Origin of the sequence: Mesorhizobium sp. M1D.F.Ca.ET.043.01.1.1 (genome assembly GCF_003952385.1) — a bacterium.
Classification (GTDB): domain Bacteria; phylum Pseudomonadota; class Alphaproteobacteria; order Rhizobiales; family Rhizobiaceae; genus Mesorhizobium.
Genome location: NZ_CP034444.1, coordinates 1302280 through 1324597, shown reverse-complemented (window position 1 = coordinate 1324597; position 22318 = coordinate 1302280). Strand labels below are relative to the sequence as shown.

The 22318-nt window shown below is 65.3% G+C and carries 22 protein-coding genes and 1 riboswitch; of the genes, 15 read left to right on the top strand and 7 right to left on the bottom strand.

Translation table 11 applies throughout. The features are described 5' to 3' along the window. Nucleotides 1-37: 37 nt before the first annotated feature. Nucleotides 38-625 carry a histidine phosphatase family protein gene (locus tag EJ067_RS06745; RefSeq protein WP_126085254.1) on the top strand — a complete coding sequence of 196 codons (588 nt, stop codon included), beginning with the start codon at nt 38-40 and terminating at the stop codon, nt 623-625. A 3-nt stretch (nt 626-628) separates the two neighbouring features. Here EJ067_RS06745 and EJ067_RS06740 read toward each other — a convergent pair whose 3' ends face one another. After that, nucleotides 629-889, bottom strand: coding sequence for a DUF1344 domain-containing protein (locus EJ067_RS06740; RefSeq protein WP_059186700.1), 261 nt, complete (start codon nt 887-889; stop codon nt 629-631). 211 nt (nt 890-1100) lie between these two features. Here EJ067_RS06740 and aroC point away from each other — a divergent pair, with 211 nt between their 5' ends. The 3 genes from aroC (at nt 1101) to ribB (ending at nt 4454) form a co-directional block, all read left to right on the top strand. After that, on the top strand, nt 1101-2210 hold the full coding sequence (gene aroC / locus EJ067_RS06735; protein WP_126085253.1) for a chorismate synthase: 1110 nt from the start codon (nt 1101-1103) through the stop codon (nt 2208-2210). Nucleotides 2211-2386: 176 nt separating this feature from the next. Next, nucleotides 2387-3343 carry an IS481 family transposase gene (locus tag EJ067_RS06730; RefSeq protein WP_126063820.1) on the top strand — a complete coding sequence of 319 codons (957 nt, stop codon included), beginning with the start codon at nt 2387-2389 and terminating at the stop codon, nt 3341-3343. A 10-nt stretch (nt 3344-3353) separates the two neighbouring features. After that, complete coding sequence (gene ribB / locus EJ067_RS06725; protein WP_126085252.1) at nt 3354-4454, top strand: 3,4-dihydroxy-2-butanone-4-phosphate synthase; 1101 nt, start codon at nt 3354-3356, stop codon at nt 4452-4454. Between the two features lie 108 nt (nt 4455-4562). Here the strand turns inward: ribB and EJ067_RS06720 are convergent, their stop codons facing one another. Continuing rightward, entirely contained in the window at nt 4563-5780 is a 1218-nt protein-coding gene (locus EJ067_RS06720) for an MFS transporter (protein ID WP_126085251.1), read from the bottom strand. A 120-nt stretch (nt 5781-5900) separates the two neighbouring features. On the opposite strand from EJ067_RS06720, the gene EJ067_RS06715 reads away from it, so the two are divergent. Next, nucleotides 5901-6509, top strand: a complete 609-nt coding sequence (locus EJ067_RS06715; protein WP_126085250.1) for a TetR/AcrR family transcriptional regulator — start codon at nt 5901-5903, stop codon at nt 6507-6509. 218 nt (nt 6510-6727) lie between these two features. Continuing rightward, on the top strand, nt 6728-7708 hold the full coding sequence (locus EJ067_RS06710; protein WP_126085249.1) for a hypothetical protein: 981 nt from the start codon (nt 6728-6730) through the stop codon (nt 7706-7708). A gap of 24 nt (nt 7709-7732) precedes the next feature. On the opposite strand, the gene bluB is transcribed toward EJ067_RS06710, so the two are convergent. Then, nucleotides 7733-8470, bottom strand: coding sequence for a 5,6-dimethylbenzimidazole synthase (gene bluB, locus EJ067_RS06705; RefSeq protein ID WP_126085248.1), 738 nt, complete (start codon nt 8468-8470; stop codon nt 7733-7735). Between the two features lie 42 nt (nt 8471-8512). Continuing rightward, nucleotides 8513-8691, bottom strand: a riboswitch (cobalamin riboswitch). Nucleotides 8692-8805: 114 nt separating this feature from the next. Between bluB and EJ067_RS06700 the strand changes: the two genes are divergently transcribed. The 6 genes from EJ067_RS06700 (at nt 8806) to EJ067_RS06675 (ending at nt 13772) form a co-directional block, all read left to right on the top strand. Continuing rightward, nucleotides 8806-9732, top strand: coding sequence for a histone deacetylase family protein (locus EJ067_RS06700; RefSeq protein WP_126085247.1), 927 nt, complete (start codon nt 8806-8808; stop codon nt 9730-9732). A gap of 3 nt (nt 9733-9735) precedes the next feature. After that, complete coding sequence (locus tag EJ067_RS06695; RefSeq protein ID WP_126085246.1) at nt 9736-9987, top strand: exodeoxyribonuclease VII small subunit; 252 nt, start codon at nt 9736-9738, stop codon at nt 9985-9987. Between the two features lie 64 nt (nt 9988-10051). Beyond that, on the top strand, nt 10052-10318 hold the full coding sequence (locus EJ067_RS06690) for a DUF2277 domain-containing protein (protein WP_126085245.1): 267 nt from the start codon (nt 10052-10054) through the stop codon (nt 10316-10318). Between the two features lie 9 nt (nt 10319-10327). After that, on the top strand, nt 10328-11248 hold the full coding sequence (locus EJ067_RS06685) for a pirin family protein (RefSeq protein ID WP_126085244.1): 921 nt from the start codon (nt 10328-10330) through the stop codon (nt 11246-11248). A gap of 135 nt (nt 11249-11383) precedes the next feature. Then, nucleotides 11384-13297, top strand: coding sequence for a 1-deoxy-D-xylulose-5-phosphate synthase (gene dxs / locus EJ067_RS06680; RefSeq protein WP_126085243.1), 1914 nt, complete (start codon nt 11384-11386; stop codon nt 13295-13297). Nucleotides 13298-13484: 187 nt separating this feature from the next. Further along, complete coding sequence (locus tag EJ067_RS06675) at nt 13485-13772, top strand: hypothetical protein (protein WP_126085242.1); 288 nt, start codon at nt 13485-13487, stop codon at nt 13770-13772. Here EJ067_RS06675 and EJ067_RS06670 read toward each other — a convergent pair. Further along, on the bottom strand, nt 13769-14170 hold the full coding sequence (locus tag EJ067_RS06670) for a GFA family protein (RefSeq protein WP_126085241.1): 402 nt from the start codon (nt 14168-14170) through the stop codon (nt 13769-13771). The genes EJ067_RS06675 and EJ067_RS06670 overlap by 4 nt on opposite strands. A gap of 106 nt (nt 14171-14276) precedes the next feature. Here EJ067_RS06670 and EJ067_RS06665 point away from each other — a divergent pair, with 106 nt between their 5' ends. The 3 genes from EJ067_RS06665 to EJ067_RS06655 all read left to right on the top strand — a co-directional run bounded on the left by EJ067_RS06665 (nt 14277) and on the right by EJ067_RS06655 (nt 19139). Then, nucleotides 14277-15050, top strand: coding sequence for a TlyA family RNA methyltransferase (locus tag EJ067_RS06665; RefSeq protein WP_126085240.1), 774 nt, complete (start codon nt 14277-14279; stop codon nt 15048-15050). Further along, on the top strand, nt 15047-16288 hold the full coding sequence (locus EJ067_RS06660; protein WP_126085239.1) for a class I SAM-dependent RNA methyltransferase: 1242 nt from the start codon (nt 15047-15049) through the stop codon (nt 16286-16288). Before EJ067_RS06665 ends, EJ067_RS06660 begins: the two co-directional genes overlap by 4 nt. A 169-nt stretch (nt 16289-16457) precedes the next feature. Beyond that, complete coding sequence (locus EJ067_RS06655) at nt 16458-19139, top strand: caspase domain-containing protein (protein ID WP_126085238.1); 2682 nt, start codon at nt 16458-16460, stop codon at nt 19137-19139. 138 nt (nt 19140-19277) lie between these two features. On the opposite strand, the gene EJ067_RS06650 is transcribed toward EJ067_RS06655, so the two are convergent. The 3 genes from EJ067_RS06650 to EJ067_RS06640 all read right to left on the bottom strand — a co-directional run bounded on the left by EJ067_RS06650 (nt 19278) and on the right by EJ067_RS06640 (nt 22140). Further along, a complete protein-coding gene (locus tag EJ067_RS06650; protein WP_189510444.1) occupies nt 19278-19943 on the bottom strand; it encodes a transglutaminase-like cysteine peptidase in 666 nt (221 codons plus the stop codon). Nucleotides 19944-20068: 125 nt separating this feature from the next. Continuing rightward, entirely contained in the window at nt 20069-21481 is a 1413-nt protein-coding gene (gene tldD / locus EJ067_RS06645; RefSeq protein WP_126085236.1) for a metalloprotease TldD, read from the bottom strand. A 131-nt stretch (nt 21482-21612) separates the two neighbouring features. Beyond that, entirely contained in the window at nt 21613-22140 is a 528-nt protein-coding gene (locus EJ067_RS06640) for an invasion associated locus B family protein (RefSeq protein WP_126085235.1), read from the bottom strand. Nucleotides 22141-22318: the final 178 nt, after the last annotated feature.

Here is a 22318-nt window from a genome sequence, read left to right as displayed (position 1 = left end):
TCCCGTCCAGGCCCTGGCCCGACCTACGGAAGACCTGATGTATCCGCTCGTCTACATCGTGCGCCACGGCCAGACGCAGTGGAATACCGAGCGTCGGCTGCAGGGCCAGGCTGATACCGACATCAACGCGCTCGGCCGCGAGCAGGCGACCCGTAACGGCCATCGTCTGGCAGCGCTCGTCAGAAATCCCGCGGATTTCGACTTTGTCGCCAGCCCGATGCGGCGCACGCGCGAGACAATGGAGCTGATGCGCGCGGCGATGGGGCTCGACCCCTCCGACTATCGCACCGACCCGCGCCTGGTGGAGCTGAGTTTCGGCGACTGGCAGGGTTTCACCTTCGCCGAGCTCGAGGCCCAGCATCCGGGCTCGACCAAGGGCCGCCGCGCCGCCAAATGGGACTTCCAGCCGCCCGGCGAGGGCGCCGAAAGCTATGAGATGCTTCTCGAGCGGCTAAAGCCATGGTTCGACGCGCTGGACCGGCAGACGGTCTGCGTCACCCATGGCGGCGTCATGCGCTGCTTCTTCCGCGTCGTCGCCGGCCTGTCCAAGCAGGAAGCGGCCGGCCTCGAAATCCCGCAGGATCGCCTGCTCCGGCTGGAGGGCCGGAGCCTGGAGTGGCTGTAGATCTTAGTTGGCGTCGCTGTCCGGCAACTGCATATCGGTCACGACGTTCTCGCCATTGGTCACGTCAAAGGCGATGACGATGTCCATGCCGGGCTTCAGCGCGTCGAGATCGGTCTCGGCGTTTAGCTTGTAGGACTTTCCGTCGTCCAGCGTCAGCGTCAGCGTGTCCTTGTCGACCTTCTTGATCAGGCCTTCGGTCTGGCCGGCGAATGCGGCGGTGGAAATCATGAGCATGGCGCCAACGGCGCCAATCAGGGTACGCATCGTCGTCCTCTTTGGTCATTGCGCCGGCTGGTCAGCGGCGGATCCTCAACGGCGGATGGAAGAGAGCAGAAACCAACCGAATGTGTCAAAACTAAATCGGCCGGATCACAGATTGATGCAGCTGATCACCGTTTGACCGCTGTGGAAAACGCCAATAGAAGGCAGCCTTGAACCGGCGAACCGGCTCCGCCGCCGGGCAGGGCGTTTTTCCATGTCTCACAACACCTTCGGCCATCTCTTCCGCGTCACCACCTGGGGTGAAAGCCATGGCTCCGCACTCGGCTGCGTTGTCGACGGCTGCCCGCCCGGCATCCGCTTCAAGCGCGAGGACATCCAGGCCGAGCTCGACCGGCGCCGCCCTGGCCAGTCGCGCTTCGTCACCCAGCGCCGGGAGCCTGACGAGGTCAAGATCCTGTCCGGCTTCATCCTCGACGAGGACGGCGAGACGATGATCACCACCGGCACGCCCATCTCGATGCTGATCGAGAACGTCGACCAGCGCTCCAAGGATTATGGCGAGATCGCTCGCCAGTACCGGCCGGGCCATGCCGACTACACCTACGAGGTCAAATACGGGTTGCGCGACCATCGCGGCGGCGGCCGCTCCTCGGCGCGCGAGACGGCGGCGCGGGTGGCTGCCGGCGCGCTGGCCCGCAAGGTGGTGCCGGGCATGGTGGTGCGCGGCGCGCTGGTCTCGATAGGCGAAAAAGCGATCGATCGCGCCAACTGGAACTGGAATTTCGTCGGCGATGCCGAGAACCCGTTCTTCACCCCCGATCCGGCCTCGGTCTCGGTCTTTGCCGCCTATCTCGACGGCATCCGCAAGGCCGGCTCCTCGGTCGGCGCGGTGATCGAGATCGTCGCCGACGGCGTGCCGGCCGGCCTCGGCGCGCCGATCTATGCCAAGCTCGACCAGGACATCGCCTCCGGCCTGATGTCGATCAACGCCGTCAAGGGCGTCGAGATCGGCAACGGCTTCGAGGCGGCGCGCATCACCGGCGAACAGAACGCCGACGAGATGCGCATCGGCAATGACGGCAAGCCGGTGTTTCTGTCCAACAATGCCGGCGGCATCCTGGGCGGCATCTCGACCGGGCAGGCGATCGTCGCCCGCTTCGCCGTCAAGCCGACCTCCTCGATCCTGACGCCGCGCAAATCCATCGACAAGGACGGCAAGGATGTCGAGGTCATGACCAAGGGCCGCCATGATCCGTGCGTCGGCATCCGCGCCGTGCCGATCGGCGAGGCCATGGTTGCCTGCGCGATTGCCGACCACTATCTGCGGCATCGAGGACAGACGGGGAGGGGAGTAGGGGAGTAAGGCAATAGGGGAGTTTGTTGAGCGGCCTCTCGTGACCGCCAATTTTTTCCTTTCCCCTACTCCCTTACTGCCCTATTCCCCTAGCGAGCTAGTTGTGAGCTTTCGGGAGGTTGTCCATTCGGACCGGACCGAGGAGACTGGAGTTACCACGCTTCAGCATCCATCGGAGGATCCGAATGAACATCCATAAGAATGCCCGTCTCACACCGCTGCGTCGAGAGGAGATGGCGCTGTCGGTGATAGAAGGCGCTTTCTCCAAAGCCCATGCGGCGCGTGTCTACGGCGTGTCGGCCAAGATCGTGGCGCGCTGGGTCGAGCGCTACAAGTCCGAAGGGCGGGCCGGCATGATCGACCGTTCCTCGCGGCCCGCCCATATGCCGCAGGCCACCGCTGCGTTGATCGCCGAGCGCATCATGGCGCTGCGGCGGCAACGTTGGACCGGCAAGCACATCGCCCATGAGGTCGGCGTCTCGCCCGCCACCGTTAGCCGGGTTCTCAAGCGTGCCGGACTGTCGCGGTTGCGGGATATCGAACCGGCCGAGCCGATCCGACGCTACGAGCGCGAGCATCCTGGCGAGATGATCCATATCGATATCAAGAAGCTCGGTCGTTTCGAGCGCATCGGTCATCGCATTACCGGCAAGCGCACCGGCAATGCCAGCTCGCGCGGCAGCAGTTGGGAGTTCGTCCATGTCTGCATCGACGACGCCTCCCGCATCGCCTTCTCGCAGATCCTGCCCGACGAGAAAAAAGAAAGCGCCATCGCCTTCCTCAAGGCGGCGGTGGCCTACTACGCCAGCCTCGGCGTCACGATAGCCCGCGTCATGACCGACAACGGCTCCTGCTACAGATCAAAGGCCTTCGCCAAGGCCTGCCGCGATCTCGGCCTCAAGCACGTCAGGACAAGACCCTATACACCCAAGACCAATGGCAAGGCCGAGCGCTTCATCCAGACAGCACTGCGCGAATGGGCTTATGCCATCGCTTATCCGACTTCAGATCACCGCGCCGCAGAGTTGCCGGTCTGGCTGCACAGATACAATTGGCACCGTCCCCACGGGAGCCTAAAGTCCAAAACACCTATCAGTCGCCTCGCTCTAACCGAGGACAACCTGTTGAGGCTCCACAGCTAGTGAGCGCCACATGCCATACGACCAGAAGAAGATCGTCGAAGCGATCCGCGCTTTTGAGCGCGGCGAGATCGTCGTCGTCATGGACGATGACGGGCGCGAGAATGAGGGCGACCTGATCGTCGCCGCCGTCCACTGCACGCCGGAAAAGATGGCCTTCATCGTCCGCAACACGTCCGGCATCGTCTGCACGCCGATGCTGCGCGAGGATGCGAGGCGGCTCAACCTTGCGCCGATGGTGGCGGACAATGATTCCGCCCACACCACCGCCTTCACCGTCAGCGTCGACTTCAAGCACGGCACCACGACGGGCATATCGGCCGACGACCGCACGCTCACCGTGCGAAATCTTGCCAACGGCAATGTCGGCGCCTCCGACTTCGTGCGCCCCGGTCACATCTTCCCGCTTATCGCGCGTGAGGGCGGCGTGCTGATGCGCTCGGGCCATACGGAGGCCGCTGTCGACCTCTGCAAGCTCGCCGGACTGCCGCCGGTCGGCGTCATTTCCGAACTTGTCAATGACGACGGCACCGTCAAGCGCGGGCCCGAGGTCCAGGCCTTCGCCGAACAGCATGGCCTGAAGCAGGTTTCGGTCGCCGATCTCATCGCCTACCGCCAGCGCAAGGAAACGCTGGTCGAGCGCGTCGCCTGCTCCGACATCGAAACCCCCGGCGGCAAGGCGCAGGTCTTCACCTACACGCTGCCCTGGGATTCCATGCACCATGTCGCGGTCGTCTTCGGCGATATCCGCGATGGCGAGGAGGTGCCGGTGCGCCTGCATTCGGAGGATGTCGTGACCGATGTCTTCGGCACCAGCCACCGGCTGGACCGCATCATGAAGGCAATGGGCGAGCGCAAGCGCGGCGTCATCGTCTATCTGCGCGAGGGCTCGGTGGGCGTCGCCCACCAGGAGCGCAAGCGCCCGCTGAGCGGCGAGCGTGAGGACCATGAGGAAGCGCGCCGCCGTGAGAACGAATGGCGTGAGATCGGCCTTGGCGCCCAGATCCTGAAGGATCTCGGCATTTCCTCGATCAACCTGATCGCCTCGCGTGAGCGCCACTATGTCGGCCTCGAAGGCTTCGGCATCCATATCGCCAAGACGGAAATTCTCTAGGCTGTCGAGGGACGGAAGCTCCTCCAAGCAAATCGCACGCTTACGCGATTGACTGAAGCGTCCGTGACGCAGGCGTCATCTGAAATGGATGGCTGAACGCTTCGTCACTCAACCCGACGCCATCGCTTCGTTACCGTCCACGTCGCAATCCGGTGTCGCTAGCCGGTACTGACCGGCAAGCACCGTGGCAAATGCAATCGCGCCTGCCGTGACCGACACCCAGAAGCCGTTCTGCGGTCCAAAAGCGTCGACCATCCAGCCGGCGGCGAAGGAGCCCAGCGCCATGCCGATACCGATCCCTGTCGTCACCCAGGTCACCCCTTCCGTCAGCATCGCGGCCGGCACGTGACGCTCGATCAGGCCGAAGGCGGTGATGAAGGTCGGCGAGATCGCGACGCCGCTGACGAAGACGACGAGCGCCAGCGTCGGCACCGTGTCGGCAAAGAGCAGCGGCAGCGTGGTGAGCGCAATCACTGCCACCGCTATCGCCAGTTGCCGCTGCAGCGGCGCTCTCAGGCTAAGCGCGCCGACGATGATGCCGAGCACGAAGGAGCCGAGCGCGTAGACGCCGATGACGAGGCTCGCCGCTTCGGGCTGGCCGAGCGCTTTGGTGATCGCCACCGTGGTGACCTCGGTGGTCGCGAAGGTCGCGCCGACGAAGATCAGGGCGAACGTGATGATCTGAACCGGCCGCAACCGGATCGCCGAAGCGGCCGCCCCATGTTCCGCCGGACGCACGGGTGGCTCTGTCGAACGCTGCAGCAGGAACGCCGCCGAGCCGAAGGCAAGCAGCAGCGTGCTCACCACCATGCCGGCCTCGGGGAACAGCGCGGTGCTCAAGCCCACCGACAGCGAGGCGCCGGCGACATAGACCAACTCGTCAGCCGCCGATTCGAAGGCGAAGGCCGTGTTCAACTCGGGGCGATTGCGAAAAATCTCGGTCCAGCGCGCCCTGACCAGCGCCGGAACGCTGGGCATGGCGGCCGCAAGCAGCGCGGACAGGAACAAGGTCCATACCGGCCAGTGCTGGTTGGCCGCCGCGATCAAGGCAGCGAAGGAAAGCACCGAAACGAGTGTCGTCGGCATGGCAATGCGGGTCTGGCCAAGCCGGTCCATCAGCCGCGATACCTGCGGCGACAGGAAGGCGTTGACCAGCGCGTAAGTCGCCGAGACAGCGCCGGCCAGCCAGTATTCGCCATACGTCTGCGACAGCATCGCCACGATGCCGATCGGCGACATGGCGATCGGCAGCCGAGCGATAAACGCCGCCGCGGCGAAGCCCTTCGTGCCGGGAGCCCGAAAGATTTCCGAATAGGGGTTTCGCATGATCGTGCTCCTCGACAGGGAAAGGCGCCGCAACTACATACGCCGCGTATGAATGTCAGATAGTTCATACGTCGCGTATGTCAATTGGCATACGAGACGTATGCGAATAGGGCCAGAGCCATGCATAGACGGCGCAAGGAGATGATCGCCGAGACGCGCGCCAAGCTGATCGCGGCCGCACGCCACGCCTTCGGCACGATCGGCTATGCCGAGGCTTCGATGGATGATTTCACCGCTTCGGCGGGCCTGACGCGCGGCGCACTCTATCATCATTTCGGCGACAAGAAGGGGCTCTTGCAGGCGGTGATCGCCGAGATCGACGGCGAGATGGCCGCCCGGGTGAACGAGGTGGCGTCACGGGCGCCGACCCGCTGGCAGCATTTCGTCGACGAATGCACCACCTATATCGAGATGGCGCTGGAGCCGGAGATCCAGCGCATCATGTTCCGCGACGGCCCGGCGGTGCTTGGCGATCCGGCGCAATGGCCGAACGCCAATGCCTGCACGGCGTCGATCACCGGGCATCTGACCAGCTTGCAGCGGGACGGCGTCGTCGTTCCCGATCTCGATCCCGAGACCGCTGCGCGGCTGATCAACGGCGCCAGCAGCCAGGCCGCGCAGCGCATCGCCAATTCCGAGGATCCCGAAGCGACCTCCAAGAAGGCGATAGCGGCGTTCAAGCAGCTGCTGGAAGGCTTGCTCAGGAAACCAGAGCAAACCACCGCGTAACCACGCTGCCGGTTTGTGCACCGGTTTTTGGGCCCGGCACGCCGCCGCCGCGTTGACAATGTCAGGGGCGAGCGCATCCTCTCCCGCCAATTGTCTTGCAGCGCAGCGGTTCTTCGAACGCGCAAAGGACGCTGTAACACTTTTGATTCTGCGCATGATCCTTTCCGAAAAAACGATTCCGATTTTCGGGGTCATGCGCGAGGCGGGGAGTCGGGGCTATGTGGGACTTCAGCATCGGCCGGTCGGTGTCCATCATGATGCGGACATGGCCGTTCATCGTCTTTCGCATGATCGTCTATTTCGGCATCACGCTGGCCTACATCATGGCGACCGGCACCGGCGCCAGTGTCGGCTATGGCGTTGGCCATATCTCCACCGACCCTGACGGACCGATGTCGTTTGCCTTGTGGGGCGGGGTCGTCGGCTTCGGCGTCGTCTCGATCGCCGTCTACTGGATCCGCGAATATATCCTCTATGTGCTCAAGGCCGGCCACATCGCCGTCATGGTGCATCTGATCGACGGCCACGACGTTCCGGATGGCCAGGGCCAGATCGCCTATGCGAAGGAAGTGGTGACCCAGCGCTTCGCCGAGGCCAATATCCTTTTCGTGGTCGACCAACTGGTCAAAGGCGCCATCCGCGCCATCACCGGCCTGATCGGCGGCATTGCCGCGTTCCTCCCCATTCCCGGCTTGAGCGGCCTCGTCAGCTTCATCAACACGGTCATTCGGCTGTCGCTGACCTATGTCGACGAGATCATCCTCGGCTACAACATCCGCATCAATTCGAACTCGCCTTTCGAGACCGCCAGGCAAGGCGTCGTGCTCTACGCGCAGAACGGCAAGCACATGGTCAAGAATGCCGTCTGGCTGGCGGTGATCATGTGGGGCGTGTCCTTCGTCATCTTCCTTTTGATGCTTGCCCCGGCAGCCGCCATCCTCTGGGTGATGCCCGGGCAGCTCGCCGGCTGGGCCTTCGTGCTGGCCATCGTCTTCGCCTGGGCCTTCAAGGCGGCCTTCATCGAGCCTTTCGCCATCGCTTCGCTGATGCAGGTCTATTTCGCCACCATCGAAGGCCAGGTTCCCAATCCGGAATGGGACCGGCGCCTAGCCGAGGCCTCGTCGAAGTTCAGGGAGCTTCGCGACAAGGCGCTGGGCTCCTTCGGCGGCTCGCGCTGGGATTCGCCCCGGCCTGCCTGATCGGCAGCCCCGAAGGCAACCCGATCAAGGCTTCGGCAGGTCAGCGCCGCGAAGCTTGGCAATCGCCGATTTGAGCGGCGCCTCGCCGGCGCCGCAAAAGGTCTCGCTCATCACCAGGTCGGGCAGCGGCAGGCGCCGCCCCCAGCCATGCGCCTCGAGGTCCGGCCGCGGCGCGAATTCCGAGACGCGGCCGACGCAGAGATAGGCTATCGGCGTGACATGGTCGGGGATCGACAACAGCCGCTTCAGCGCCTCGGTCTCGATGATGCTCACCCAACCGACGCCGACGCCTTCGGCGCGCGCCGCCAGCCAGAAGTTCTGTACCGCGCAGACGGTGCTGTAGAGGTCCATCTCCGGATTGTGCCAGCGCCCGAGCGGCGAATTCTGCGAGCGCTGCCGGTCGCAGGTGATGCAAAGATTGAGCGCGCTTTCGCAGATGCCCTCGAGCTTCAGCGTGCGGTAGAGCGCCTGCCGCTCCGCCTCGATCGCCGGCAGTTCCTGCTCGCGCGCGGCCAGGAACAGGTCGCGCACCTGCCGCCGTCTTGTCGCATCGCGGATGACGATGAAGTTCCACGGCTGCATGTAGCCGACCGACGGCGCATGATGGGCAGCCGTCAACAGTCGCGCCAGCACGCCATCGTCGAGATCGTCGGCAGTGAAATGGCTGCGCACGTCGCGCCGGGTGAACATCGCCCGGTAGACGGCCTCGCGCGCCAATTGGTCAAAGTCGCCGCCGCCGGTGGCGGCCATTCGTGCCTGCATCGCTTGTCCCCTTGCGATAAGCAGCCCTCCGCCTGACCATGCGGACGACCATTTCTGCCGGGCCGGTCTTCTGGCTCGGGATCGACCCGCATCCGGCGCCTTCCCGTCTAGGACAGTGGCTTTTGCCGGCGCGGTCCCCCTCACAGCGTTGGGCACGCCACGGATTTCAACCGTGTTCCCGATTCTCCCGCGTCGCGGGCACCAGGCAGCGGCAGGACTCTATAGCGAAGCGGAAGCCGCGCCAATGCCGCTTGCGCACGATCGGGCGCGATTTTCCCCAATCATTCGGCGCCGAAACATGGCTATCCGGGCGACAGGTGCCTAGATTAGGGGCCATGGCTACCCGTCTCTACACCCATCCGGTATTCCTGGAGCACCTCACGCCGCCCGGTCATCCCGAGCGTCCCGACCGTTTGCGCGCCATCGAGCGCGTGCTGGACGACGAGGCTTTCTCGGCTCTCGACCGCGTCAGGGCGCCGGAAGGCGACGAGGCAACCATCCTTTATGCCCATCCGGAAGATTTCGTCGCCCGCGTCCGCGCGGCCATTCCTGAGACCGGCATCGTCTCGATCGATGCCGACACCAGCGCCAGCCCGAAGAGCTGGCAGGCCGCGGTGACGGCGATCGGCGCCGCCAATGCGGCGATCGACGATGTCTTCGAGGGGCGCGCCGCCAATGTCTTCGTCGCCGCCCGTCCGCCCGGCCATCATGCCGAGAGGACGACGGCGATGGGCTTTTGCCTGTTCAACACCGCGGCGATCGCGGCCCGCTACGCGCAGAAGAAGCACCAGGCCGAGCGCGTCGCCATCGTCGATTGGGACGTGCATCACGGCAACGGCACGCAGGACATCTTCTGGGACGATCCGTCGGTGCTCTATTGCTCGACGCATCAGATGCCGCTTTACCCGGGCACAGGCGCCAAGAGCGAAACCGGCGCCGGCAACATCGTCAACGCGCCGCTCGCGCCGAGCACCGGCAGCGATACGTTCCGCGACGCCTTCCTGTCGCGCGTGCTGCCGTCGATCGACGCATTCAAGCCGGACCTGATCATCATTTCCGCCGGGTTCGATGCGCACCATCGCGATCCGCTGGCCGCGATCAACCTGACCGAAGACGATTTCGACTGGGCGACCGGCCAGCTTATGGAGCGCGCCGGGCGCCACAGCGGCAACCGGCTCGTCAGCCTGCTGGAGGGCGGCTACGATCTGCAGGGACTGGCATTTTCGGTCGCCGCCCATGTCGGGCGGCTGATGAAGGGATGAATTATGGCTGATGAAGCTAACGAAGACGTCAAGACGATGAGCTTCGAGCAGGCGCTCGACGCGCTGGAGAAGATCGTCGATGATCTGGAGCGCGGCGATGTCCCGCTCGATCAGTCGATCAGGATCTACGAGCGCGGCGAGGCGCTGAAAGCCCATTGCGACCGGCTGCTAAAGGCGGCCGAGGACAAGGTCGAGAAGATCAGGCTGTCGCGCGACGGCAAGCCGGTTGGAACGGAGCCGCTCGACGCCGAGTAGCGTGGAAGAGGGGCGGGGGAAGAAAAGCAGGTCGGGGGAAGAAAAGCAGGTAAGGAGTTCAAGCATGTGCCGCAACATCAAGACCCTGTTCAATTTCGATCCGCCGGCGACTGATGACGAGGTCCAAGATGCGGCGCTGCAGTTCGTGCGCAAGCTGAGCGGCTCGACCAAGCCGTCCAAGCGCAACGAGCATGCGTTTCACCACGCCGTCGAGGCGATCGCGGCAGCCGCGCGCGAGCTGCTCGACAGCCTCGAAACCACGCAGCATCCGCGCAATCGCGAGGAAGAGGCCGCTAAGGCGAAAGCCAGGTCCGCGCTCCGCTTCGCCTGAGGTCATGACATGAGCTTCTTCCCGGGAAACGACCCTGAGGCCGGCGACGCGTTTGCCTGCGACCAGATCGAGTTGATGGTCATCCCCAACGCCAAGGATATTGGCGGCTTCGAGGTTCGCCGCGCCCTGCCGACGGCGAAACGCCGGCTGGTCGGTCCCTTCATCTTCTTCGACCGCATGGGACCGGCGATCCTGCGCGCTGGCCAGGCGATCGACGTGCGCCCGCATCCGCATATCGGGCTTTCCACGGTCACCTATCTGTTCGACGGCAAGATCAGGCATCGCGATTCGCTCGGCACCGAAATGGTGATCTCACCCGGCGACGTGAACCTGATGACCGCCGGCCGCGGCATCGTTCATTCCGAGCGCACGCCCAAGGAGTTGCGTGGCGCGCCGATGTCGGTCTCTGGCCTGCAGACCTGGCTGGCCTTGCCCGACGGCAGGGAAGAGGTCGCCCCGGTGTTCGCGAATACGTCGGTGATCCGCCTGCCCGAGATCGACGCCGACGGCGTCAGCGGCCGAGTCGTCATCGGTGAATTTTCCGGGCTGCGCTCGCCGGTCGCGACCGCCTCGGAGACGCTCTACGCCGATTTGCGGCTGGCGGCGGGCGCCAGCGTCAAAATCCCCGCCGATGCAGAGGAGCGCGCCATCTATACGCTGGAGGGTGAGGTTTCCATCGCCGGCGACCGCTTCCCGGCCGAGCGACTTCTGGTGTTCAAGCCGGGCGAGGAGATCGTCGTTTCGTCCGAGCGCGGCGCGCATTTCATGCTGTTCGGCGGAGCGTCGCTGGGTTCCAAGCGTTATATCTGGTGGAATTTCGTTTCCTCCTCGAAGGAACGCATCGAGCAGGCCAAGGAAGAATGGAAGACGGGCCGCTTCGATATCGTTCCTGGCGATGAGGAAGAATTCATTCCGCTGCCGGAAGGTTAGAGCGGGATGGACGACGTGCGCCAGCCGCGTCACTGGCACGCATTTACATTCGCCCGCCAGCAGCATATTTCGCGCATGATCGAGGCGCATATTCAAAGGTTAGCGCAACGTTAAGACTGAGCAGGCTGCACCAGAGTGAACCCAAAGCCCGACACGCCGCTTCTCGACAAGGTCCGCATTCCCGCGGATTTGCGGTCGCTTGACGAAAGCGAGCTGACGCAGCTGGCGACGGAACTGCGCGCCGAGTTGATCGATGCCGTGTCGCACACCGGCGGCCATCTCGGCGCTGGGCTGGGCGTGGTCGAGCTGACGGTTGCGCTGCACTATGTCTTCAACACGCCGCAGGACCGGCTGATTTGGGATGTCGGCCACCAGGCCTATCCGCACAAGATCCTGACCGGCCGCCGCGATCGCATCCGCACGCTTCGCCAGGAAGGCGGTCTCTCCGGCTTCACCCGGCGGGCGGAGAGCGAATACGACCCCTTCGGCGCCGCGCACTCCTCGACCTCGATTTCCGCCGGCCTCGGCATGGCCGTGGGCCGCGAGCTCGCGGGCGGCCGCAACAACGTCATCGCCGTCATCGGCGACGGCGCCATGTCCGCCGGCATGGCCTATGAGGCGATGAACAATGCCGGCGCGCTCGACGCCCGCCTCATCGTCATCCTCAACGACAACGACATGTCGATTGCGCCGCCGACCGGCGCGATGAGCGCCTATCTGGCGAGGCTCGCCTCCGGCAAGGCGTATCTCGGCCTGCGCGATTTCGGCAAGAAGCTGTCGTCCTATCTCGGCAAGCGGGCCGACCGCGCCATCACCCGCGCCGTCGAGCATGCGCGCGGCTACGTCACCGGCGGCACGCTGTTCGAGGAGATGGGCTTCTACCACATCGGCCCGATCGACGGGCACAATCTCGAGCACCTGATCCCGGTGCTTAAGAACGTGCGCGACAATGCCGACGGCCCGGTGCTGATTCATGTCGTGACCCAGAAGGGCAAGGGCTATGCGCCGGCTGAAGCCGCCGCCGACAAATATCACGGCGTCAACAAATTCGACGTCATCACCGGCGCGCAGGCCAAGGCGCCGGCCAACGCGCCGAGCTACACCAAGGTCTTCGCCGAGAGCCTGATCCAGGAAGCGCGCGAGGACGATCGCATCGTGGCGATCACCGCCGCGATGCCGAGCGGCACCGGCCTCGACCTTTTCGGCGAGGTGTTCCCGTCGCGAACCTTCGATGTCGGCATCGCCGAGCAGCACGCGGTGACCTTCGCCGCCGGGCTCGCCACCGAAGGCTACAAGCCCTTCACCGCCATCTATTCGACCTTCCTGCAGCGCGCCTATGACCAGGTCGTGCATGACGTGGCGATCCAGAAGCTGCCGGTGCGCTTCCCGATCGACCGCGCCGGCTTCGTCGGCGCCGACGGCGCCACCCATTGCGGCGCCTTCGACACCACCTTCCTGGCCTCGCTGCCCGGCTTCGTTGTCATGGCCGCAGCCGACGAGGCCGAGCTTCGCCACATGGTGCGCACCGCAGCCGACTATGATGGCGGCCCGATCGCCTTCCGCTATCCGCGCGGCAACGGCGTCGGCGTCGACATGCCGGAGCGCGGCTCGGTGCTCGAGATCGGCAAGGGCCGTATCCTCAAGGAAGGCACCAAGGTGGCGCTTCTCTCCTTCGGCACGCGGCTGCAGGATTGCCTGCTGGCGGCGGAAGAACTCGGCGCGGCGGGCCTTTCCACCACCGTTGCCGATGCCCGCTTCGCCAAACCGCTGGACGAAGATCTCGTGCGCCGCCTTGCGCGCTCGCATGAGGTTCTTGTGACGATCGAGGAGGGCGCGGTCGGCGGCTTCGCCAGCCATGTGCTGCATTTCCTCGCCCATGAAGGCCTGCTGGAAAACGGCCTCAAGGTGCGCCCGCTCGTGCTGCCGGACGAGTTCACCGATCACGCCAGGCCGGAGAAGATGTATGCCGACGCGGGCCTCGACACGGCCGGCATCGTGCGCACGGTCTTCGCCGCGCTCGGCCACGGCGTGCAGGCGCAGCGCGCTTGAATCGAATTCTCAACGTGCTGAATCGCTTTGCCGGCTTCCGGTTGTAAGTGTTTGTTGACGCTTTTGTTTGGCGCTTCGGTTACCCTGTCTTTTGGCCGATTTTCAACGCCCCCCTGCTAAGACCTTGGTCTGAGGCATGTCTCCCGAAATCAAGGGATGCGACGCGCTTTACGCGGGGGTAAGAACAATGAAACCGTTCCTTTGCGGCATGGCCTTCCTGATGGCCATGGCCGCGCCGGTGGCAGCCGAAACGCCTTACGACCGCAACCTCGAAAAGGCGGTCATGGACATCGTCGCCGGCAAGATGGGCAACATCCGCGGCGGCTTCTCCTACAAGCAGGTTCCCCAGCTTGTGGTACTGCCTGAAGCCGCGCCGGGCGCGCCGCTGCCGGCTGAGGCTTCGCGCAGCCAGGCTTCCAGCGACAACGGCCTGACGCCGGCCGTCGAGCGGCCGGTCTCGCGGAGGGTCTTCTAAAACCACATGTCGCGCACGCAGCGGCCGTCGCGCGGGAGGTCGTCGAAGCTGTCGAGACCGTCGAAATGGTCGATCGGCAGGTCGGCCACAGTCTCCGGCGGCGCCAGCCTGACATTGACGGCGATGCGTGTGCGGCCGCTGGAACCTGAACGCAGGCCGCGCCAGGCAAGCACGCAGGCGCAGGTCGGGCAGAACAGGATCTCGAGCGCCGGCTCGGCCACTGCGGCGCGCCTGTAAGAACGCACCGGTCCGGCGATGCGGATGCGCTCGTCGACATAGTCATAGGCCCAGAGCGTGCCGTAGCGGCGGCAAAGCGTGCAGTTGCAGGCCGTGACCGATCTCGGATCGCCTTCCAGGGTCCAGTGCGCGGCGCCGCAATGGCAGGTTCCCTTCAGCATTGCCTCCTCCTGGGCTGGTGAAACGGCCCGCATTCTGCCGTGCCCCGCGCGCCATATTCAACAGGCTGCCATTGCGTTCGCGTCCGGCTTTCGCCAATGAAGGCCGATGAACTCTCCGTTGCCAGCCAGCACACGCCAGCGGCTCGACGAATTGCTCGTCGAGCGCGGCCTGTTCGCCAGCCGTTCGCGCGCCCGCGACGCGATCGAGCGCGGCACGGTCACCGTCGACGGCGCGGTTGCCCGCAAGCCCGGCCAGTCCGTCGCGGCGGACTGCCTCGTCGCCATCGACGACCCGGCTCGAGGCTATGTGTCGCGCGCGGCGCTGAAGCTGATTGCCGGCCTCGACCATTTCGGCCTCGACCCCTCAGAGAGCGACGCGCTCGACATCGGCGCCTCGACCGGTGGCTTCACTCAGGTTCTGCTTGAGCGCGGCGCCGCCCATGTCACGGCGATCGATGTCGGCCATGGCCAGATGCATCCCGATATCGCCGCCAACCCGCGCGTGACGGTGGTCGAGGGGCTGAACGCCCGCGACCTCACGACAGCGGACCTCGGCGGCCGCATCCCGGACTTCCTGGTTTGCGACGTCAGCTTCATCTCGCTAAAGCTGGCGCTGCCGCCGGCGCTCGCCCTGGCGGGCGAGGGCGCCAGGGCGTTGTTTCTCGTCAAGCCGCAATTCGAGGCGGGCCGCGAGGCGATCGGCAAGGGCGGGCTGCTCAAGGACCCGAGCGATGCCGAGGCCATCGCCGCCGGTTTGCGCGACTGGCTTGCCGGCATGCCGGGCTGGCGCGTGCTCGGGCTGCACTCGTCGCCGATCGAGGGCGGCGACGGCAATCGCGAATTCCTGCTCGCCGCGATCAAGGACGCGGAACCGCGATGAGCGCGCGCTTCAGCATCACCAGGCTCGGCTCGCAGGGCGACGGCATCGCCAATGCCGATGGCGGCGAGGTCTTCATCCCGTTCACGCTGCCGGGCGAGACGGTCACCGCGGCGCGGCAGAAGGACCGCGCGACGCTTATGTCGGTGCTGGAGGCGTCCCCGCTCAGGGTCGAACCGGCCTGCCGCCATTTCATCGAATGCGGCGGCTGCGCACTGCAGCATTTCGAAGCCGAGGCCTATCGCCAGTGGAAGCGCGAGCGGGTGGTGCAGGCGTTGAAGGCCAAGGGCATCGCCAGCGCGGTCGACGCGCTGGTGCCGTGCGCGCCGCAGACCCGCCGCCGCGTCGTCTTCAGCGCCCGGCGCACCGAGGCCGGCATGCTGCTCGGCTTCGTGCGCGCGCTTTCTTCCGAGATCATCCCGATCGAGGAGTGCCCGATTTCGCTGCCGGCGATCGTTGCGTCGCTCGATCGTTTGCGGAGGCTGGCCGCTCTTGTCTGCGCCACGCCGAAGGCCTTCCCCATGACGGTCACCGTTACCGCCTCGGGCCTCGATGTCGCCGTCCAGGACGCCGGCAAGCTCGGTGAGAACCAGCGCCGCATCGCCTCGAATTTCGTTCTTGCCGAGGGGCTGGCGAGACTTTCGGTCGACGGCGAGGTGATCGTCGAGCCGAAGAAGCCGGTGGTGCAGTTCGGGTCGGTCGCCGTCGCGGTGCCGCCGGGCGCCTTCCTGCAGGCGACGGAGGCCGCCGAGCAGACGATGGCCGGACTCGTCGGCCAGCATCTGTCGCGCGCAAAAAAGGTCGCCGACCTTTTTGCAGGCTGCGGCAGTTTTGCGCTCCGGCTCGCGGCGAGATCGGAGGTCCATGCCGTCGAGGGCGACGCGCCGGCCCTTGCGGCGCTCGACCGCGCCTTTCGTTTCGCCAGCGGCCTGAAGCGGGTGACCGTCGAACGCCGCGACCTCTTCCGCAGGCCGCTGACCTTCAAGGAATTGAACGGCTTCGACGGCCTGGTCTTCGATCCGCCGCGCGCAGGGGCGGAGGATCAGTCCAAGCAGATCGCCCGCTCGGACGTGCCGCTGGTCGCGGCCGTGTCCTGCAATCCGGTGACGCTGGCGCGGGACCTGCGCATCCTCCTCGACGGCGGCTATCAACTGAAGAGCGTCACGCCGATCGACCAGTTCCTGTGGTCGCCGCATGTCGAGGCCGTCGCGCTGCTGGAGAAGCCGAGACGGCGCCGGTAGTTCACGTGCGGCGTTCGCAAGAAGTTTTGTGAAGTCTCTGTTCTTTCGACGAAATTGCGCCCTAAAGCCGCCTTTTTGCAGGGTCTTGATTTCGCGCTGTAGGGAAACATTCCTGCCTCTCCGGCGTTATTGTTCTGAACGGATGGCGGACAACGGACGGCGGATTGCAATGCAGGCACTTCAGAAATTCATCGGCCTAATCGTTGTTCTCATCGTGTTCGCCGTAGCGTCGGCGACCGGCGCGCTCGCGCAGGAGCAGAAACGCCTCGCCTTCGTCATCGGGAATGGCGCCTATCAGTCCGGCGAGCTCGCGACGGCCGCCAATGATGCGGGCCTGATCGGACAGACCTTGCAGGCAGCCGGTTTCGACGTCGTCGGCGCGCGCGATGTGGACCAGGAATCGCTGCGCGGCGCCTTCCGCGATTTCCTCGCCAAGGTTTCGGCCGCCGGTCCCGAGGCGGTGGTTTTCGTCTACCTCGCCGGGCACGGCGCGCAGTTCGAAGGCGAGAACTATTTCCTGCCGGTCGACGCCAACATCGCCAATCCTGCCGACGTGCCGATCCAGGCCATTCGCGTCTCCGACCTGACCCGGCCGCTTGCCGCGCTGCCGACGAAGGTCAATATCATTGTGCTCGACGGGGCGCGGCCGAATGGCTTCCCGCGGATGAAGCAGCCGCTGGCCGGTGGCCTCGCGCTCGCCGATCCCGACCCGAACATGCTGATCGCCTTCAATGCCGCTCCGGGAACCGTCGCGCCCGAGGGTAAAGGACCCTATGGCGCCTATGCCCAGGCTCTGGCCGAGATGATGCGCGAGGGCGGCCTGCCGCTCGAAGATGTGTTCGACCGCACGCGCCTGCGCGTCAACGAGGTGACAGAAGGCGCCGAGGTGCCGTGGAACGCTTCGAAGATCAGCGTGCCCTTCGTTTTCTTCGACCGCGCGCCCGATGCGCCGGCGCCGAGGGTTTCCGAGGCTGAAGACCAGGCCAACCGGACAAGGGAAATCCGCGATTTCGACGCCCGCGATGCCTATGTCGCGGCCCTCGACCGCGACACGCTGCGCGGCTACCAGGATTTCCTCGTCGCCTATCCGCACGATCCGATGGCCAAGCGGGTGCGCGCCATCATCGCGGCGCGTCGCGAGGCGATCACCTGGCGCCAGACCTGGATGCGCGATACGCCCGAAGCCTACTGGTCTTACCTCGAACGCTATCCGCGCGGACCGCATGCCTGGGACGCCCGCCGCCGGCTGGAGCATTTCGACGCCGAGCTCGAGCCGCCGCCGAGCTTCACCGTCATTGTCTATGACGTGCCGCCGCCGCCGCCGGAGGAGATTATCTACATCGACCGGCCGGTGCTTTATTTCGACGATCCCGATTTCGATTTCGACCCGCCGCCGCCGATCGCAATCATCTTCCTGCCGCCGCCCCCGCCGGATTTCATCGTGCTGCCGCCGCCGCGGCCGCCGGTCGAGGTTTTCGTTCTGCCGGTGCCGGTTTTCGTGTCCGTGCCCGTATGGGTCAGGCCGCCGCGTCACATCGTGCCGCCGCCGGACAACATCATCTTCAACAACATCCACAACGCGACCGTCATCAACAACACGGTGATCAACAACGAGATTACCAATCAGGCCGGACAGCCAAGCGGCACTGCCGAGGGTGGCCTCACCACCCGCCAGAAGATGGGCGGAGCCGCCGTCGGCACCGGCGCCGCGCTGGCGGCCAGGGTCGCGCTGCCGCCGGTGCTGAAGAAGAGGGCGGCCATGTCCGGTCAGACCCGGTTCAATCAGAATGAGAGCGGCGTGCCGCTTAGGCCCGGCCAGACGCAGGACCAGCAGCCTGGTGCTGCGGTTCCGCTGTCGAAGGACCTTTCCACCCGCAGGCTAGGAACCGACCACGCCTTGCCGGGAGCCGATGGCAGAACGCTGCCGCTCGTCAACGGCAAACCAGTGCTTGACGGCCGGAATTTGCCGGGCGGCAAGTCCAGGAAGCAGTTCGGCAGGCAAGGCATTGTGGGCGGCAATCAGGAGGCGACGGGAAATGCCGGCGCCGCCGTAACGGGAGAGCAGGGCACCGGTCAGCAGAAGGGCAAGAAACTGCGCAAGCTACCCACCGTCAACGGCATGCCGGCCGACAACGGCCAGAGCGCTCAGCAGCGGTTTGGGAAGAACAATCCGAACCTGCTGTCCGGCAAACCCAAGAAGCTGACGCGCAGGGATTTGTCCGCCGGCCAGGCAATGGTCGAACCGGGCGACCAGGGCTCGGCCAACCGCGACAATAAGAGCAGGAAATTCCGCAAGCTGCCGACCGTCAACGGTGAGCCGGCCGACAACCGGCCGAGTGTGCAGAAGCGGCTTAGGAGAAACAATCCGTCCGTGTTCTCCGACGAGAACCAGGGCCCGGTCGGCGGCAACGACAGGGGCAGGAAGTTCCGCAGGCTGCCGATCGTCAACGGTGAGCCGGCCGACAACGGGCCGAGCGTGCAGAAGCGGCCTAGGAGAAACAATCCGTCCGTGTTCTCCGACGAGAACCAGGGCCCGGTCGGCGGGAGCGACAGGGGCAGGAAGTTCCGCCGGCTGCAGAACCAGGAAGGGTCCGGCGGCGCGGAGGTCGACGTCCAGCGCAAGTTCAGGGTCAACAGGCCGAACGAGAATGCGCAGCGCCAGTACAAGCTGCAGGAACAGCCCAATGGTGAGGCGTTCTCCAGGCCGCGGAAGCCTGAGTTCCGCGAGCAACCGAGGCTTCAGGCCCAGCCGCAGGAACGGCGCCTGCCACAGCAGCCCAAGGAGCAGCCGCCGCAAGGAAACAAGAAGTTTGCCTGCGGGCAGCCGGGCGAGCCGCCCTGCAAGCAGTAGGCTGTCGGGCCGGACAATAGCTTGCCGTTGCGCGGGCCGGACTTTCCGGCCCGCGAATTTGTAAGACAGGGAGCACCTGCTTGCTGACCCGAGTCCTGGTTATGCGGGCCGCTCGGCTTACAAGCCTGGCGGCATCCGTCAGGTTTTCGGCGTGCCGCCGCGCTGGTTGATCGATACCCAGACATTCGGGTTCTGCTGCGACTGGCGTTTCAGGAAATAATAGCCGGTCGCATTCCAGGGCCGGACCTCGTCGACCAGATTGTCGAGGACGAGGTCGCCCCTGTCGGTCTTCACCGTCAGGATGGTGTGGCCTTCATTGTTGAGGTCGCGCACCACCGTCATCAGCAGCGCCTGGCGGGGGAATCCCGCTTCCATGAGAAGCTTGCGCTTGTAGAGCGCGTAGATCTTGCAGTCGCCCTTGCCGTCCACCGGATAGTCCCAGTGATCCATCATCGTGCCCCAGTGGTCGTAATTGCTGACGGGCTTGATGGCGCGGTTCGCCTTTTGGTTTATCCGCTTGAGGGTGCGCAGGTTCTGCGCGGTCAGCTTGACGCTCGCGGCCGGCAAAGCCGCCACTTTGCATTCTTTCGGCCGGCGGCCGCAGAAATCGAGCCAGCCGTAGGGAACGCTGGTGCGTCCTCCAACCGAGGCGGAGCGAACCCGGTCCGCGGAGGGCTGCGTCGATGGCCGCTTGAACAATGTCGACTGCGCCGCCGCCGGACCGGCAGATAGCGACGTCGCGCCGATCAACGAAACAAGGCCAAGGAGGAAGCAAGAGGTCAGGACGCCAGGGGAACGCTGCACTGCCAACACTACCGCAACGAGGAGACTGGCGATGAGTTAATGCGGAAACGCCGGCCAAGGCAATTGAACAATTAATAACTTGCTAACACGATCGTGTTCGCTGCTAGCCCCGACCATCCCTTGCCTCAAACCCTGGTGCCGCCCACCGTCATCTGGTTCATCCTCAGATGCGGCTGGCCGACGCCGACGGGCACGCCCTGTCCGGCCTTGCCGCACATGCCGATGCCGTTGTCGAGCTTCATGTCGTTGCCGACCATGGTCACGCGGTGCATGGCGTCGGGCCCATTGCCGATCAGCATCGCGCCCTTGATCGGCTGGGTGACCTTGCCGTCTTCGATCATGTAGGCCTCGGTGCAGCCGAACACGAATTTGCCGGAGGTGATGTCGACCTGGCCGCCGCCGAAGGAGACGGCATAGATGCCGTTCTTGACCGACGCGATGATCTCCTCCGGGTTCATGTCGCCCGCGGTCATGTAGGTATTGGTCATGCGCGGCATCGGCTGGTGCGCGTAGCCTTCGCGCCGGCCGTTGCCGGTCGCCTTCATGCCCATCAGGCGAGCGTTCTGGCGGTCCTGCATGTAGCCGACCAGCTTGCCGTCCTCGATCAGGACATTGCGCGCCGAAGGCGTGCCCTCGTCGTCGACGGTGAGCGAGCCGCGACGCTCGGCGATCGTTCCGTCGTCGACCACGGTCACGCCCTTGGCCGCCACCTGCTGGCCCATCAGCCCGGCGAAGGCCGACGTCTTCTTGCGGTTGAAGTCGCCTTCCAGGCCATGGCCGACCGCTTCGTGCAGCATCACGCCCGGCCAGCCGCTGGAGAGCACGATGTCAAAGGTGCCGGCCGGCGCCGGAACGGCCTCGAGATTGACCAGCGCCTGCCTGAGCGCCTCGCGCGCGGCGTGCTTCCAGCTCTCCTCGGTGAGGAACTCGCCGAAGCTCTTGCGGCCGCCCATGCCGTAGGAGCCGCTTTCCTGCCGGTCGCCATCGCCGACCACCACCGAGACGTTGATTCTGACCATGGGACGGATGTCGCGCACCACCTGGCCGTCGCCGCGCACGATCTCGACATGCTGCCAGGACGCGGCGAGCGAGGCCGTCACCTGCCGCACGCGCGGATCGGCGGCGCGCAGCCAGGCATCGATCTCCTGCAGCAGCTTCGCCTTGGCCTCGAAGCTGGGCGAGGGGATGGGATTTTCGTCGCCGTAAAGGTGGCGATTGGTGCGGGCGGGCGCTGCGGCAAGCGTGCCGGAATAGCCGCCCTTGACCGCCGAGACCGCGTCGGCCGCGCGCAGCAGCGAGGCTTCCGAAAGATCGCTGGAGTGCGCATAGCCGCTTGCCTCACCGGCGACGGCGCGCAGACCGAAACCCTGGTCGGTGTTGAAATTGGCCGTCTTCAGCCGGCCGTTGTCGAACATCAGCGCTTCGCTCTCGCTGTATTCGAGGAAAAGCTCGCCGTCGTCGGCGCCCTTGATGGTGTCGGCGACGATCTCTTTGACGCGGTCGTCGGAAATGTCGAATTGGCCGATCAGGCTATTCATGGCGGGACTGTCCACTGGCGGTTTCATCATTCCACCCGATGTAGGGGCGAAGGCACGTCAAGACAATCGGCGGCATTCACACGCGATTGTCATCGCCGCGGACAAGTGGACGACCCGCGGTGCCGCCGCGCTCAGGGCAGGGCGGCGAAGCCTTCGGCGAATCCCTTGAGATCGACGGGGATGCCGATGCCTTCCTCCGGCGTCTGGAAGACGATGAACGTGGCCGAGGTGCCGCTCTTCAGCGTGTCGAGCAACGGCTTCTCGAGGATCACTTCCGCATAGCAGCCGTCCTGGAAGCAGCGCACGAAATAGGCGCGGCCGATGTCCTTGCCGTCGACGTTGAGGCCAAGCCCGTTGGGCAGGAGCACGCCGAGCGGCGCCAGCACCCGCAGGATCTCGGCCTTGTTGTCGGCGGTGCGCACACCACTGAAGGCCATCTCCGGACGATCCTCGGCGACGACGTTCTGCATCATCACGCACTGCTCGGAGGTCGCGCCGGCCGGCGTGTCGCAAATGATCGACCACGCGCCATGCGTCGACTTTACCGTGCCGCTGGGCGGCGCCGCGGTCTGCGGCGGCGCGGCGTTCGCCACGCCGGCGCCAAGCAAGGCGGCAAGGAAGACGACCTTCGCCAGGGGTCTCAAAAGCCAGGAAGTCATGACGGCTCCATTGCGAATCACGGCACTTTAAGCTGCGCCAAGGCCAAGTAAAGGACGAGACCGTCGCCGGCCCGCCCAGATACTGGCAGTTACGCGCTTTTCCAGAGCAAATTCGCCCGAATTGCGACCGTCCGGCACACACTGCCTCGACGGCCGGGGATGCCCTTCGGGCTGCGCG